Below are 13,849 nucleotides of genomic sequence, written 5' to 3' on the forward strand. Positions count from 1 at the left end.
TTTCTCTGGTTATATCCAATCATGCTTGTCTTGTTGATCTTGTTTGTTATCGTTTAAAAGCTTTTACATTCTACATAGTTTTTTGCATAAAGAAGCATAATTGCTCGAATAATTCACACATTATATTTTTACTAAGTGAATGCATTAATTTGTTGTTTTTAAAGCATAAATATAAAAAAACTAAAAAGAGGCATTGACCTCTTTTTAGACAAATAGATTAACCGTTTTATTTAAACTGTAAAATCGTCACCTAAGTAGACTTTACGTACTTGTTCGTTATCCAGAATTTCTTGTGGTGTACCTTCTGCAATTACAGCCCCTTCACTCACAATATATGCACGCTCACAAATTGCTAGCGTTTCACGTACATTATGGTCAGTAATGAGCACGCCGATACCACGATCTTTTAAGGTCTGGATAATATCTTTAATATCTCCAACCGAGATTGGGTCAACGCCGGCAAATGGCTCATCAAGTAACATAAATTTAGGATCGGCAGCCAAAGCACGAGCAATTTCAGCACGACGGCGTTCACCACCTGACACACTCATTCCTAGTGAATCTTTAATATGACTGATTTTAAAATCATTTAATAATTCAGTAAGTCGTTGCTGGCGCTGTTGCTTATTTAAGTCTTTGCGTGTTTCTAAAATAGACATGATATTTTCAGCAATGGTCAGCTTTCTAAAAATAGAAGCTTCTTGCGGAAGATATCCGATTCCTTTACGTGCCCGTTCATGCATTGCCAAATCAGACATATCAAGATCATCAAGGTGAATTTCACCTTTGTCCATACGCACTAGCCCTACAACCATATAGAAGCTTGTTGTTTTTCCTGCACCGTTAGGGCCAAGCAAACCAACAATCTGTCCACTTTGCATACTAAAAGATACGTCTTTGACGACCCAACGCTTACTATAGTTTTTTGCTAAGTGCTTAATACACAAAGTTTGGGGTTGTTGAAGAGCTTGTTGCATTAGTCACGCGCTCCTGGAAAGCTTTTTGAACTTGATGGTGGAATAATAATTTGAACACGATTTGACGATGAACCTTGAGCTTCAACATCACCTTTATTCATACTATATTTCAATGAGTTACCACGAATACTAGAACCATCTTGATATAAATATGCACCACCATTCAAAGTAATAATGCCCGTATCTGCATTATAGACAATGGTTTGACCCTCGCCTCGTGCAATGCCTTTGTCAGCACTGATTTGTTGCTGGAATTTAGATGGTCTACCTTTGGCGGTGATGGTTTGAATTTCACGCTTCGAGTTTAACGTAGCAACAATTGAATCTGCTTGAAGCTTCATCGTGCCTTGCTCGATCACGACATTGCCGGTGTAAGTCGTCAAACCGGTTTTCTCGTTATAGGTCGCGCGATCTGCCACGAGTGAAATTTGTTGATTACGGTCAGACGGCAACGCAAAAGTCGAAGCTGATGATAAAGCAACGAATGTAATGACCGCAGCTTGTTTTAGGAAAGCTGAAGAACGTTTTAAATTAAGACTTTGGTGCATACTTTCCTCGAATATTAAAAAATTCGTACTGACCGTTATTCAAATTGGCTTTTAATCCTTTGCTGACAAAATCGGCCTGTGGAGACTGAACGATCACTTGATGATCCGTCTCAATCTCTCTGGTTTTTGGATATCCAGTTAATTCATCGGTCTGGAATTCAATTTTCCCTTGTGGAGCAAGTTTAGTTGCGACCACATCACCCGATAATACAACTTTACGGTTATCATCATAGCCATTTGCTTGTTTCGCAAAGAACGTCGCATCAACTTTGCCATCTTTATACATAGAAGCATTAAGTTGATCCAACTTTGATGTTTTTTGTTGCATATCCTGTTCAAGCTGACGAACTTCAGCACGAATATACAAATTGCCTTGATCATCAGTTTGAGTCAAATGGACGCCCTGCGCCGAATATGTCATATTCTTCGCAGAACCAATGTCTAGTTTTTTTGCCTTGCCACTATAGTAGTAATAACCACCACTTATAGCAGCAATAACTACAGCAACAATAGATAAAACTCTGGTATCCATGAGCAGGAATAGCCTACCTTTTTAAGTAATCTTATTATTAATGCGGTACTGCAAGATATTTTTCAAGAAGTTCTTGGTAAATGCCTTTTGCGATCAGCAACATATCACAGACTTCACGTACAGCACCACGTCCGCCCATCGACTGGGTAACCAAATGCGCACGGCGACGCACTTCTTCATGACCATTTGGCACAGTCACACTCATTCCTGCGATTGCAAAAGCAGATAAATCAGGCCAGTCATCGCCCATATACAAGCAATCGGAAGGTAATATATTAAACTGTGAACAAGCTTCGCGTAACGCAGAGCCTTTGTCTTCACGACCTTGAAAAACAAGATCTACACCTAAATCAGACATACGCTTTTCAACAATATTACTTTTTCGGCCAGTAATAATGATGACTTTCATGCCTGCTTGCTGCACAAGTTTCATGCCTAAACCATCACGAATATCGAATGATTTAATCTCATCGCCACTATTGGTTAAAGTTACAAAGCCATCACTCAAAATACCATCGACATCCAAAACCAATGCCTGTAAATGACGTGCTTGTTCTAACAATGCATAAGATGCCATTGATTAATTTACCCCTGCCTGAATAAGGTCATGCATACTAATTACACCAATCACTTTATTTTGGTCATCAACCACAACAAATTGACTAATTTTTTTCAGGTTAAGCTGTTGTAGAGCTTCTACCGCACGTGCTTCTTGAGAAATAGTTGACGGTTTTTTTGTCATTACTTCAGAAACAGGTAAATTCACATCAAAACCTTGCTGTTTATCAATTAAACGACGTAAGTCACCATCGGTGAAAATACCAAGCAAATGTTCCTGTTCATCAACAATGGTCGTCAAGCCTAAACGCTTATTAGAAATTTCGTAAAGCACTTGATTCATTGGCGTATCTGGTGAAACTTTTGGCAATTCATCGCCAGTGTGCATCAGGTGTTTTACATGTAAAAGTAAACGCTTACCCAACGCTCCAGCAGGATGCGAACGAGCAAAATCATCTGCAGTAAAGCCACGCGCTTCAAGTAACGCAACAGCCAGCGCATCACCCAATACTAAAGTCGCTGTCGTACTCGACGTAGGCGCTAAACCTAATGGGCACGCCTCGTCAGACTCACCTAGTGTTAAAGCGATGTCAGCGTTTTGCGGCATTGGGCCTTGATCAGTACGGCTAATGGTAATAAGAGGTACACCCAGATGTTTGATGAGTGGCATTAACATCATGATTTCATCACTTTTTCCAGAGTTGGAAATCGCAATTAAAACGTCGCCGCGAACCAGCATACCCAAATCGCCATGTCCAGCTTCGCCCGGATGCATAAAGAAAGATGGTGTACCAGTTGAGGCAAAAGTCGCAGCCATTTTACGGCCAATATGCCCTGACTTACCCATGCCAGTAATCACAACACGGCCTTTACACTGTAACAATATTTCACAAGCCTGATTAAAACTGTCATTAATTTGTGTTGCTAACACGTCTAAGGCTTGTTGCTCAATACGCAAGGTTGCTAATGCGCTGCTTTGAAAATCTGTAGGATTGGGCATACGAGTTTGACTCAAAATAATTGATCTGATCTCTTGTAAAGATCGGTGATTTTAATCAAAAGATTTGGGGGCATTCTAACATAACTCAATCATCTACACGTTTTTAAATGTATAAGATTTCACAAGCTTATAAAATTCTTGCATAAAACTTTGTGAAAAATGATGCATCAGTTATGATGTAACACTGTTTTTGTTGAGTGTTTGAAAACCCTTATGCAACCGTTTGTTTTATATAACTCTGAGCAACGAAAAAAAGTTGAATTTGTACCTCGCAAAGAAGGTCACATCGATATGTACGTCTGCGGTATGACCGTTTACGATTACTGTCATATCGGGCACGCTCGAGTTATGGTTGCATTTGACTACATTATTCGTTTCTTGCGTAGTCAAGGCTGGAATGTTCGCTACATTCGCAACATTACCGACATTGACGACAAAATTATTAAACGCGCGAATGAAAATGGTGAAACCATTCAGCAGCTCACTACTCGTTTCATTGATGCAATGAACGAAGATGCAGCTAACTTAGGCTGTGCTGCACCTGATGAAGCACCTAAAGCGACTGAATATATTGACCAGATGCAAAACATGATTGGCAATCTGGTAAATAAAGGCTCTGCTTACCCTGCTTCAAATGGCGATGTTTATTTTGAAGTGACCAAATTCGAAAAATATGGTCGCCTCTCTGGCCGTAAGCTTGATGACATGCAAGCTGGTGCGAGTGAACGCGTTGATGTAGAAGTTGAAAAGAAACATCCGTTTGATTTTGTACTTTGGAAACATGCCAAAGAAAATGAACCATCTTGGGCATCTCCTTGGGGTAATGGCCGTCCGGGCTGGCACATTGAATGTTCTGCAATGTCGACTTGCTGCCTAGGCAATCTCTTTGACATTCATGGCGGTGGTTCAGATTTAATGTTCCCACACCATGAAAATGAAATTGCGCAAAGTGAAGCATCAACTGGCGAACAATATGTAAACTACTGGATGCATGTTGGCTTCATTAATGTTGATGGTGAAAAGATGTCTAAGTCTTTAGGCAACTTCTTTACTATTCGTGACGTGATGGAGAAATTCCACCCTGAAGTGATTCGCTACTTTATTGTGTCTTCACATTACCGTAGTCCTGTGAACTTCTCTGATGTCGCACTTAAAGAAGCAAAAACTTCTTTAACTCGTTTCTATCATTCATTTAAAGCTTACCAACAAGTGTACGGTCAAACGACAACTGAATCACTTGATCAAAGCTTTGTTGAACGTTTTAACAATGCGATGTGTGATGACTTCAACACAGCCGAAGCAATGGCGGTATTGTTTGAACTGAACAAAGAGTTAAACCGTGCTGTAAAAGAAGAGCAAGCTGACCAAGCGACTGTGCTTTATTCGACATTACGTCACCTCACCAACATTTTAGGTTTGGTACAACACAATGTAGATGATTTCTTAAAATCAGATATTGGACAAGAAGCGCTTACTTTGTCTGATGCTGAAATTGAAGATTTCATTCAACAACGTGTTGATGCGAAAAAAGCAAAAGACTTTGCTAAAGCAGATGGCATTCGCCAGTCTTTGCTCGACCAAGGTGTTGTATTAGAAGACACTCGCCAAGGTACAGTTTGGCGTCGTGCTGATTAAATGTTCAATTAAATCACAAGAGTGTTGACACTTTAGTGAAACACTCTATAATGTGCTCACATTGCGGGAATAGCTCAGTTGGTAGAGCATAACCTTGCCAAGGTTGGGGTCGCGAGTTCGAGTCTCGTTTCCCGCTCCAAAATTTAAAAACCACTTAATTCGAAAGGATTAGGTGGTTTTTTATTGCTTCGCATCAAACGTAAATTAATAACTAATATTTAAAATTATTCTGACATAACTAAGAAAATTAATTTGAAACTATTTCAAAGTAAATTTATAGGCTCTAGAACCCCTTTATAGAAAGAAAAAATGGCCTTAATCAAGTGTAAAGAATGTGAAAAAATTTAGTAATCTTGATCTTGCTGATGCTTGCCCCAGAATAGTTCATCAGCAACAAAAACAAATAGAAAGTGGCTTACACTGCATGGGGTTAAGACCGAAACTCGTCAATAGTTTATTTCACATTACGAATGCATAAAGCATATGTGGCAGTGAGTGTATGAGGGTAAATACGAAGTCAACTTAAAGTAAAGGATATTTTTACGGAGTAGGCTTGTATAATTATAATAAGGTAAATTTTTATTATGTAGTAGAAATAGTTCTAACAGTTAGTGCTCATTCCAACTGTTAGAATTTATGTATTATAGAGCTTTAACGCACACTTTCATTTACAGCCTCAGACAGAGACTTATCGACAAAAAATATAAAAAGAGTAAATATCATATATATAATAGTAAAGTAAAGCACAAATAATAAGATATCACTTGACCACATTCCTATATATATAATAAATACAATTGAAATAATTAATGTTGATGTAATAAAGAACATTAAAGAACAAATCCCAGAAGCAATAGATGCAAGTGCATTCGAAAAATATATTAAATAACTATTTCTATTAGGTTTAACATTTTTTATATACTCCACTGTAAGCAAGTAAAATAAATAAATAATTCCTAGGAAAAATAAAATTAAGATATTACTTGGTATATAAGAGTTTAAAAGATCTAAAATATTATTTACATAAATATACGAGTCATTATACTCACCATAAGTATTTGAAATATAATTAAAATCATTGTCAGAAAAAGCTTTCACCTTAGTTCTTTTTTCAAAAAATTTTTTAACTTTTTCTCCAAACAATGCAGCGATACTAAAAAAAATCAGTATAGCTCCTAGATAAGTTAGAAGCCATATTACTGCTTCTTCAATTTTTAAAACTATTCTTTTCATATATTGTATTCTTCGGTTAACTCGTTTTTAAAAAGTATTACTATTGTTATTAATAAGGCTTTGCAAGATTAAATCTAATCCATACCTCATAGTGGGGCACTTTATACTAGTATTTAACTCATAAATCAACAAATTTAAAGAAAAGTTATAATAAGACCTATTGCTGGCCATGAATGTCTTATAAAAATAACTTTTATATAATATTTCAAGCAGCAGTAAACTGGTTAGCTCTAAAGTATCTTAGGGTGCTTTTTAATGCTACATAAAGAAAAACCCGCACTAGGCGGGATTTTCAAACTACTAATTCTTCCAGTAATTGACATACACGATCCTTTTCTTTTTTTAAGATCATAACTTGACTGACTGTAAACTCATTGTCCAAATGGTAGTCTGCATGCACCCTAATTTGATGTAAAACACCAAGTTTTAATGCAAGCATATGGAAATTTTTGTTCTTTTTCTCAATTGCAAGATGCTCCATGCAAAATCTCAATTTCTCATGACTACTTCCACCCATGTTTTTAAATATTTCTGGGTAATGTGTCTCAAGCCACTCTTTAACTTTATGGTATATAAAATAATAATATCGCCCAGAATAAGTTCTTTTTAGACATTCTTGATTTGAGTATGTAGATTCATAAAGATAATCAGCCATGTCGTTAATGCTTAATGAATCCATATTAACTCTTCTTCACTCTTTCATCTAAGGCAAAATAAATTGAAAAACTTCTAAAACTGTTTAATAGGCTATTAGAATCGGATTGATTGTTATAGTGTAAAAATAAATCTGTTAATTTCTCTTGCAAAGAATTATTCATTTCATCAATTATTTGAATGCCATCTGCACACATATCTCCAAACAATTTTTTTGGTATATATATAATTTCACTCAACTGATCGGCATCCATATATGTAGTATAATTTGATATAAATGAAGAATTTATTGAGAATCTAGAAAAAAACTCTTGAGTAGCCAATAACTGCATAGCTCTCAATACATTTTTATCAAGACTTGTTTGACTCATAAACTCTTCAGTTTCTGGCGTATCATCCTTATTATTTAAAAAGACTTCATTAAACAAAGTATTATTATTATTTTTTCGTCTTAAATCTTCTAACTCATCGAAATAATAGAACATATGAAACACCCTTAAGCATATTTCTAACATTACTTTGTCATCTTGATATAAGTCTATATATTGAAATAACAAATCAATACAACCATCTAAATTTCCGCCTAGCAAAATACAAGATGATAAATTTATTTTCGGTGATCTAGAAATTGGATCTAATCTCTCGGCTGCCTTGAAGTACGAAATAGCATTTTCATAGTTTGCTTCGTATGAGCTTAAAACCCCCAAACCCAAATATGCCATATAGGGATCACTCTGAACTAAATCATTCATGCTTTTTCTATATTTTGCAATCAGCCGTGATCCTTCACCAAATGGCTTGAGATCAATTTTTATTGACTCATTAGCGAAGACTTCTGCTATTTCTTCCAGTTTGGTTTTTGGTAATGGCGCACTCATACTGCAAACTTCAAATGTGTTTTTATTAAATTATAGCAATGGTGGTATCAATGTGCATCATTTTAGTAAGAACGTAAATTAATTTCGGTTTATTTTCATTGATCTGGTAACAAGACACTGAATTTGGGTATTTCGATATGATTCTCAAATTTGAGCATCATAAAAAACCACCCGAAGGTGGTTATCTTTACTTAATACAACTCCATCTTTTTTGGAGTGCTGTTAAATGTTCATATACAGTTGGTGCTTTTACTTGCTTGTCTTTGATTACTTCTTCGAAAAATGTAAAGTTCGTATTAATGATTGTCTTCATCATATTTTTCATTAATGTTTCATCCAAGTCTCCAAAACGAATGCCGGTAGCAACAAATTCTAAATAGTTTAAAAGATAGTGGATTGCATCTTTATATTTTTGGTCAAGCATTTCAAAGTGTTCTTTTTTAAGAATATAGCCATCACCGAATTGTTTTCTAGCCGTTACAAAAACTTCAGTACATAACATGACTTTGTGGTTATAGACTTCCGAAAGTCTCGACTCCATTAAAGTGTGTATTGTATGGCTTCTAGTTGCTGCCACACTATTTGCACGAGTTGGAAATAACCAACCTAAAATTGCTACCACGGTTCCCAAAAGAACTACCAAGGTGTTTGAAATTGTTTGCTTCTCTTCCCCTTGAGGGTTGAAAGATATCTTCGTTAATTCAAAAGCAAGAAATGTGTAGTGCCTTAAGAATAAATTCCAGTACACCAATTCCAAAAAAACAATCACTAATGCAATCATTATGAAATTTAATTGCACATGGGTTCGTGGCTTTAAGAAGAATTTATCTTTAATTCTCTTATCAAAGAAATACCAAAGGCCCAAAAAAGGTAAAAATAATAAAATTGTTCTTAGTAATAATATGTTATCAATAACCATTTTATACTCATAAAAATAAAGCATCCATAATAGGATGCTTTATTTGTATTCTTTTGTAAACTAGCCGATGCCATAACCATCTGCTAAGCGATAGTTTAATTTTGTAGTTTTCATGGCGTCTCCTCTCAAAGCTTACGCTTGATTTAACTTATATACGTCTAAATAAAATATGCGTCGCAGTCGGTCGCCGCGTCGCAATAGTAAACGTTTCGTTTAAACGCATACTACGTACTAATGACAAAAGTGTCAATATCGAATCGTAACGTCGTTGTCAATAGCGCAGCCGTATTATGTGTCAACAACACCGCTAAGTTATGTCGCGCGTTCGCAAACAGTCACCGAACGTCAGCATCTAAGCCTTCGTCGTTCGTACTGTCACCTTCTTATGCGCCTTATTCAAGAATATGCTGTCTATATAAACCAGCTTAAGCTTTGTACTTCTCAGCAAACTGTCTAACTTTTCTTAAATCATCAGATTTATGGAATAGCAGTCCTAGTTTTATTAAGTTTTCTTGGGTTAATAATCGATTTCCGCATTTCCCCATTAACACCCTCAAATATTTTTAGCTAATTCTTTTGCCAAACATTGTTCATGCCAAGTGGTTTGAAAGTTCTCGACAGCTTTTGACTTAATGAGAGGGTCTTCAAATAGCTTTGAAGAATATGCAGATTTGATAAGCTCTTGATAAAGTTGTTTGGCTTGTTGCTCTTCAAGATGATCGGCGATGTCGTGTAACTCTTTAGCTGGCACTTCATGTTGTCTTGCATCCATCACCCCACTTGCTGCTTTTTTCACAGTTTCACAGTAATGAAGTTCCATGGCTTCTGATGCTGCATAACATTGAATTGAAATCGCGCTGATAAAGAGGAATATAAATCTCATAATCTCACCTTAATTTGACGCGCAAGGTTACCAACTAATCCGCCCAAATTTAAGTTAAAAAAGGTTATTTTTGTTTTGTCTTATTTTATTTCACCTTTTGCACTTGAGTGTTAGAAGCTTTCAGCACTGTTCCATCTGCCGCGACTGGCGCCATAAATGGAATTTGCTGACCCGTATTTTTATCAATCAACAGCGAATGGCGCTCTCCACTTTCAAATAGGTTGTGCTCTCCCCATTGTCGCAAAGCCACAACCACTGGAAACAAACTCTCCCCTTTAGCGGTTAATACATATTCTTGATAAGCAGTACCATCCGAAGCGTCTTGCATTTCAAGTACACCTGCATCCACTAACTTTTTTAGTCGGTCAGAAAGAATATTTCGTGCTACTCCTAAGCTGCGCTGAAAATCTCCAAAACGGCGCATCCCATCAAAAGCATCACGCACAATGAGCAGTGACCAGCGGTCTCCAATCAGATTGACGCAGCGCGCAACAGGACAAGGTTCATCTTTTAACAATTTAGAGTTCGTCATTAAGTTTCCTTACCAATAATCAATAACAAGTTATCTAGTTGCATTTTAAAACTAGTAGACTTAACATTCAACTAGTTGCATTTTAAAACTAGATTAAATGGATTTAGGCCCATGAAAGCTTCTCTTGCATCTTCAGCTTCACCCACAGAAAGCGATAAACCGCTTTCAAACATGCCCCGTGGCGTAATTTTGCTGTTTGCCATAGCAAGTGGTGCAAGTGTAGCAAATGTCTACTATGCCCAGCCTTTGCTCGACATATTGGCCAAGGACTTTAATGTTAGTCATGCTGCCATTGGTGGTGTAGTTACAGCCACGCAAATAGGTTGTGCGCTAGCCCTCGTTTTTTTAGTACCGCTGGGTGATCTTGTAAATCGACGTCGATTAATGGCTATGCAGTTACTGGCTTTAATATTTGCCTTGCTCATGGTTGCCTTTGCTCACTCTACAATCATTCTTTTAGCAGGAATGCTTGCCGTGGGTTTACTCGGTACGGCCATGACTCAAGGGCTTATTGCCTATGCTGCGAGTGCTGCGGCTCCTCATGAGCAAGGACATGTAGTAGGTACTGCACAAAGTGGTGTATTCATTGGCTTACTGCTTGCCCGAGTATTTTCAGGAGGAATTAGTGATATAGCGGGTTGGCGTGGCGTGTATGTTTGCGCAGCCGTTATCATGGTTATGATTGCATTGCCACTTTGGAAACGTCTGCCTCATTTAAAAATTCAGCCCGTTAACATGCGCTACCCGCAACTTCTAGCCACTATGCTAAAACTGCTGCGCCAAGAAAAAGTATTACAAGTGCGCGGTGTCTTAGCTTTACTCATGTTCGCTGCATTCAATATTTTTTGGAGCGCACTGGTCCTACCGTTGAGTGAGCCGCCATATCGTTTTTCGCATACTATTATTGGGTCTTTTGGACTCGTCGGAGTTGTGGGTGCTTTGGCTGCTGCACGTGCGGGTTATTGGGCTGACCACGGATATGCTCAGCGTACAAGCGCGGTAGCACTCTTCATATTACTGCTCGCTTGGGGTCCACTCTCACTTATGGGTTACTCACTCTGGGCACTGGTGATTGGCATTGTATTATTGGACTTAGGCGGACAAGCCCTCCATGTAACCAACCAGAGTATGATTTTTCGTACTCGTCCAGAAGCGCATAGCCGGCTTGTGGGTCTCTACATGTTGTTTTATGCGATCGGCAGTGGATTAGGTGCAATCAGCACAACGGCGACTTATGCCTATGCGGGATGGCTTGGCGTGTGTACGCTAGGCGCAGGTGTTAGTCTATTGGCACTGCTTTTTTGGTGGATAACACGTCATATTTCACCGCAGGAGGTAAGCCAAATATAAAAATAGAACTCATCCTTTATGAATACACATACTGAATTCATTCAATAACGATTTATAAGTATTAATTCAATGTTAGAGCTAAAGGATTCAGATTGATCTATTCATATGATTCAACTTACTCGAACTGATTATTTAGCTAAGGAATCATCAGTGAGATGTCTGTGCCGCTTTAGGTTTAAAGACCATTAAACAAATCACAATGAAAGCTAATAAAACAAAAGACGCGCTAAATCTGCTTAGTTCTAATCCACCATGTGCAATAGGTTTATCCAGAAAATCTCCCAATACCGCACCTAGAGGCCTGGTAAGAACAAAGGCCAACCAAAATAATAAGGTTCTTGAAATTTTGGTATAAAAATAGCAGATTGCCAAAACCAACAATAAAGTGCCAAAGATTAAAGCAGCGCTCGTATACCCCAACCCTTGCGTATCAGCCGTCCAATCGCCCAAAGCTGTCCCTAATGTTTGAGAAAACATAATGGTTAACCAATAGAAAGCTTCACTTTTTGCAGACTGGATACTTTTTACTGAAATTGTGCCGCAGCTTAAATACCAAACAAATAGAGATACGCCTAATAAAATAAGTAGTATTAAGCTCCCTCCTGCATAACCCACACCTAAGGTTCGATCAACGAAATCGGCAATCGTTGTCCCTAAGGTCGTAGTGGCAATGATTGTCGCCCAGTAAAAAAATGAATTATAGTTTTTAGCTTTAATTTGTAGTCCGACAAATACTGCAAAGATCACTGCAAAAATTGCCGTACTAATTACATATCCCAAATTAAGGGACATGGATAGCGCATCTCCAGCGGTTTCACCTAGCGTTGTAGCTGCAATTTTAATGATCCAAAATAATAAAGTGACTTCTGGAACTTTACTCAAGGTTTTAGATAAATTCTCATGACTCATCATTGTATGTTCCCAAACATACCTTCATTAGCTGCTATCTAAAAGTTTATGCCTTAAGATAAAATTAAGGTTAAAAATAAATTACAAATACCTTTTCATAAAAGATGACACGGCGCATTTTGTCTCAATACTTAGATGAAAAATATAACAATATACAAATAAATAAACTATAATAATTCAAGGATTATGCATGTGAGTGAATGAGATGAAATCTTCTCTAACAATGTAAATGTTGATATGCAACATTTGTCCATTACTATCAAAATTATATGAAAGCCCCTATAGGAACAAAATTGGGTATTAATAATAAATTGATTTGCGCAGTTGTATTTGCTCTTCTGGCGGGATGTCAGCGGCAAGAGGCGAACGAAAATACGAGTGCGGTGAAACTACCTGTTTATGAGTTTAATGGCGTTTCTGCATCAGCTCGCTTAAAAGGAATATTGCAGCTAAAACAAGAGTGCCTCTATGTGAACGATATCCTCATTATTTTTCCGGAAAACACCGCTCAGTGGGATTCTGAAAAAGAAACCTTAATTTATAAAGGTAAGCTAGTTGCCGTAGGCAATGAGTTAGATATTGCTGGAAGTTTTGGTAATTTTGAGCAGGACAATCTACGCATTAAACATTTGAGTCCAATGTGTGATCATCAGAACATTTGGTTTGCAGGATAATCTACAGTGAAGGGTTCGAGTTCAATTTCCATCACCCTTCACTGTTTAGTTTTTAAACGGACTGAATCAAATTATGATCAGATTTATATATTTTCCTGACAGGCCACCAGAAATAAATATAAATTAAGAGAATGACCCATCCCAACAATACATCTCCAATTAAATGTGGAAATTCATGTGTCATGACCAAACCCATAACAAGCATTGCCCCGAAGTGGGCAATATTTGCAACCATGGTAAATTCAAAAAACATATAGTTCTTTAAAGGCTCTTTGGCCGCTTTCAAAAGAAACCAGCCCCATACAATATAGATGGCTGAGATCATCAACTCGTAATGCTCAGCTCCACCATGTAACGATCCCCAACGGACCAGCCGCACAAGAAATTTACCCCATTCGAATTGAAGTAAAATGTCGGGAATATTTAAAAAAATGACAAGTGCGGCTCCGGCAAAAAATAGAATAAAGCTGTAACCCATAAGCTTTGCTACGAAGCTGAACCGAGATATTTGTATTTGATGATTTGCCGACATAATTTATGCCCTCACTGATATGAAAATTTATTTCA

General features: G+C 37.4%; 17 protein-coding genes and 1 tRNA gene. 5 read left to right on the forward strand and 13 right to left on the reverse strand.

Annotation, left to right across the window (positions count from 1 at the left end; genetic code table 11):
- Nucleotides 1-230 precede the first annotated feature (230 nt).
- The 5 genes from lptB to ACINWC141_RS05620 are packed head-to-tail and all read right to left on the reverse strand — an operon-like array spanning nucleotide 231 to nucleotide 3,615.
- The gene (gene lptB / locus ACINWC141_RS05600; protein WP_009389082.1) at nucleotides 231-977 is read right to left on the reverse strand and encodes an LPS export ABC transporter ATP-binding protein; all 747 of its coding nucleotides are present in this window, start codon (nucleotides 975-977) and stop codon (nucleotides 231-233) included.
- Entirely contained in the window at nucleotides 977-1,525 is a 549-nt protein-coding gene (gene lptA, locus ACINWC141_RS05605; protein WP_009388871.1) for a lipopolysaccharide transport periplasmic protein LptA, read from the reverse strand. The genes lptB and lptA overlap by 1 nt, the downstream gene beginning before the upstream one ends.
- Entirely contained in the window at nucleotides 1,509-2,057 is a 549-nt protein-coding gene (gene lptC / locus ACINWC141_RS05610) for an LPS export ABC transporter periplasmic protein LptC (RefSeq protein WP_009389091.1), read from the reverse strand. Before lptC ends, lptA begins: the two co-directional genes overlap by 17 nt.
- 37 nt (nucleotides 2,058-2,094) lie before the next feature.
- A complete protein-coding gene (locus ACINWC141_RS05615; RefSeq protein ID WP_009389025.1) occupies nucleotides 2,095-2,634 on the reverse strand; it encodes a KdsC family phosphatase in 540 nt (179 codons plus the stop codon).
- Nucleotides 2,635-2,637: 3 nt separating this feature from the next.
- Complete coding sequence (locus tag ACINWC141_RS05620; protein ID WP_009388758.1) at nucleotides 2,638-3,615, reverse strand: KpsF/GutQ family sugar-phosphate isomerase; 978 nt, start codon at nucleotides 3,613-3,615, stop codon at nucleotides 2,638-2,640.
- A 213-nt stretch (nucleotides 3,616-3,828) separates the two neighbouring features.
- Here ACINWC141_RS05620 and cysS point away from each other — a divergent pair, with 213 nt between their 5' ends.
- Nucleotides 3,829-5,250, forward strand: a complete 1,422-nt coding sequence (cysS, locus tag ACINWC141_RS05625; RefSeq protein WP_034677755.1) for a cysteine--tRNA ligase — start codon at nucleotides 3,829-3,831, stop codon at nucleotides 5,248-5,250.
- Nucleotides 5,251-5,313: 63 nt separating this feature from the next.
- Nucleotides 5,314-5,389: transfer RNA gene (locus tag ACINWC141_RS05630), tRNA-Gly, on the forward strand.
- Between the two features lie 512 nt (nucleotides 5,390-5,901).
- On the opposite strand, the gene ACINWC141_RS05635 is transcribed toward ACINWC141_RS05630, so the two are convergent.
- The 4 genes from ACINWC141_RS05635 to ACINWC141_RS05650 all read right to left on the reverse strand — a co-directional run bounded on the left by ACINWC141_RS05635 (nucleotide 5,902) and on the right by ACINWC141_RS05650 (nucleotide 8,934).
- Nucleotides 5,902-6,483, reverse strand: coding sequence for a hypothetical protein (locus tag ACINWC141_RS05635; RefSeq protein WP_009388809.1), 582 nt, complete (start codon nucleotides 6,481-6,483; stop codon nucleotides 5,902-5,904).
- 292 nt (nucleotides 6,484-6,775) lie between these two features.
- Nucleotides 6,776-7,138 carry a hypothetical protein gene (locus tag ACINWC141_RS05640; RefSeq protein ID WP_155757879.1) on the reverse strand — a complete coding sequence of 121 codons (363 nt, stop codon included), beginning with the start codon at nucleotides 7,136-7,138 and terminating at the stop codon, nucleotides 6,776-6,778.
- A gap of 25 nt (nucleotides 7,139-7,163) precedes the next feature.
- A complete protein-coding gene (locus ACINWC141_RS05645; protein WP_009389061.1) occupies nucleotides 7,164-8,015 on the reverse strand; it encodes a tetratricopeptide repeat protein in 852 nt (283 codons plus the stop codon).
- Nucleotides 8,016-8,202: 187 nt separating this feature from the next.
- A complete protein-coding gene (locus ACINWC141_RS05650) occupies nucleotides 8,203-8,934 on the reverse strand; it encodes a DUF4760 domain-containing protein (RefSeq protein WP_009388858.1) in 732 nt (243 codons plus the stop codon).
- Nucleotides 8,935-9,226: 292 nt separating this feature from the next.
- Between ACINWC141_RS05650 and ACINWC141_RS20025 the strand changes: the two genes are divergently transcribed.
- Nucleotides 9,227-9,391 (forward strand): hypothetical protein, encoded by a 165-nt coding sequence (locus tag ACINWC141_RS20025; RefSeq protein WP_155757880.1) that lies wholly within the window; start codon nucleotides 9,227-9,229, stop codon nucleotides 9,389-9,391.
- Between the two features lie 96 nt (nucleotides 9,392-9,487).
- Here ACINWC141_RS20025 and ACINWC141_RS05655 read toward each other — a convergent pair whose 3' ends face one another.
- Nucleotides 9,488-9,817: a hypothetical protein gene (locus tag ACINWC141_RS05655; protein ID WP_004793524.1), complete on the reverse strand. Its 330-nt coding sequence runs from the start codon at nucleotides 9,815-9,817 to the stop codon at nucleotides 9,488-9,490.
- A gap of 85 nt (nucleotides 9,818-9,902) precedes the next feature.
- Nucleotides 9,903-10,349, reverse strand: coding sequence for a winged helix-turn-helix transcriptional regulator (locus ACINWC141_RS05660; RefSeq protein WP_009388791.1), 447 nt, complete (start codon nucleotides 10,347-10,349; stop codon nucleotides 9,903-9,905).
- A gap of 111 nt (nucleotides 10,350-10,460) precedes the next feature.
- Here ACINWC141_RS05660 and ACINWC141_RS05665 point away from each other — a divergent pair, with 111 nt between their 5' ends.
- Nucleotides 10,461-11,699 (forward strand): MFS transporter, encoded by a 1,239-nt coding sequence (locus ACINWC141_RS05665; RefSeq protein ID WP_009388972.1) that lies wholly within the window; start codon nucleotides 10,461-10,463, stop codon nucleotides 11,697-11,699.
- Between the two features lie 147 nt (nucleotides 11,700-11,846).
- Here ACINWC141_RS05665 and ACINWC141_RS05670 read toward each other — a convergent pair whose 3' ends face one another.
- Nucleotides 11,847-12,611, reverse strand: a complete 765-nt coding sequence (locus ACINWC141_RS05670) for a COG4705 family protein (protein WP_009388998.1) — start codon at nucleotides 12,609-12,611, stop codon at nucleotides 11,847-11,849.
- Nucleotides 12,612-12,877: 266 nt separating this feature from the next.
- Between ACINWC141_RS05670 and ACINWC141_RS05675 the strand changes: the two genes are divergently transcribed.
- A complete protein-coding gene (locus ACINWC141_RS05675; RefSeq protein ID WP_034677761.1) occupies nucleotides 12,878-13,282 on the forward strand; it encodes a hypothetical protein in 405 nt (134 codons plus the stop codon).
- A gap of 52 nt (nucleotides 13,283-13,334) precedes the next feature.
- Here the strand turns inward: ACINWC141_RS05675 and ACINWC141_RS05680 are convergent, their stop codons facing one another.
- Nucleotides 13,335-13,814 carry a DUF6632 domain-containing protein gene (locus tag ACINWC141_RS05680; RefSeq protein WP_034677762.1) on the reverse strand — a complete coding sequence of 160 codons (480 nt, stop codon included), beginning with the start codon at nucleotides 13,812-13,814 and terminating at the stop codon, nucleotides 13,335-13,337.
- Nucleotides 13,815-13,849 lie beyond the last annotated feature (35 nt).

It is taken from the genome of Acinetobacter sp. WC-141 (assembly GCF_000313935.1).
Lineage (GTDB): Bacteria > Pseudomonadota > Gammaproteobacteria > Pseudomonadales > Moraxellaceae > Acinetobacter.

Bases quoted from the DNA above. Each gene is read 5' to 3' on its own strand.
- ACINWC141_RS05615 (WP_009389025.1), bottom strand. From the start codon at position 2,634: ATGGCATCTTATGCATTGTTAGAACAAGCACGTCATTTACAGGCATTG.
- lptC (WP_009389091.1), bottom strand. From the start codon at position 2,057: ATGGATACCAGAGTTTTATCTATTGTTGCTGTAGTTATTGCTGCTATA.
- lptA (WP_009388871.1), bottom strand. From the start codon at position 1,525: ATGCACCAAAGTCTTAATTTAAAACGTTCTTCAGCTTTCCTAAAACAA.
- ACINWC141_RS05650 (WP_009388858.1), bottom strand. From the start codon at position 8,934: ATGGTTATTGATAACATATTATTACTAAGAACAATTTTATTATTTTTA.
- ACINWC141_RS05660 (WP_009388791.1), bottom strand. From the start codon at position 10,349: ATGACGAACTCTAAATTGTTAAAAGATGAACCTTGTCCTGTTGCGCGC.
- ACINWC141_RS05620 (WP_009388758.1), bottom strand. From the start codon at position 3,615: ATGCCCAATCCTACAGATTTTCAAAGCAGCGCATTAGCAACCTTGCGT.
- ACINWC141_RS05670 (WP_009388998.1), bottom strand. From the start codon at position 12,611: ATGATGAGTCATGAGAATTTATCTAAAACCTTGAGTAAAGTTCCAGAA.
- lptB (WP_009389082.1), bottom strand. From the start codon at position 977: ATGCAACAAGCTCTTCAACAACCCCAAACTTTGTGTATTAAGCACTTA.
- cysS (WP_034677755.1), top strand. From the start codon at position 3,829: ATGCAACCGTTTGTTTTATATAACTCTGAGCAACGAAAAAAAGTTGAA.
- ACINWC141_RS05655 (WP_004793524.1), bottom strand. From the start codon at position 9,817: ATGAGATTTATATTCCTCTTTATCAGCGCGATTTCAATTCAATGTTAT.
- ACINWC141_RS05675 (WP_034677761.1), top strand. From the start codon at position 12,878: ATGAAAGCCCCTATAGGAACAAAATTGGGTATTAATAATAAATTGATT.
- ACINWC141_RS05645 (WP_009389061.1), bottom strand. From the start codon at position 8,015: ATGAGTGCGCCATTACCAAAAACCAAACTGGAAGAAATAGCAGAAGTC.
- ACINWC141_RS05665 (WP_009388972.1), top strand. From the start codon at position 10,461: ATGAAAGCTTCTCTTGCATCTTCAGCTTCACCCACAGAAAGCGATAAA.
- ACINWC141_RS05680 (WP_034677762.1), bottom strand. From the start codon at position 13,814: ATGTCGGCAAATCATCAAATACAAATATCTCGGTTCAGCTTCGTAGCA.
- ACINWC141_RS05635 (WP_009388809.1), bottom strand. From the start codon at position 6,483: ATGAAAAGAATAGTTTTAAAAATTGAAGAAGCAGTAATATGGCTTCTA.
- ACINWC141_RS05640 (WP_155757879.1), bottom strand. From the start codon at position 7,138: ATGGCTGATTATCTTTATGAATCTACATACTCAAATCAAGAATGTCTA.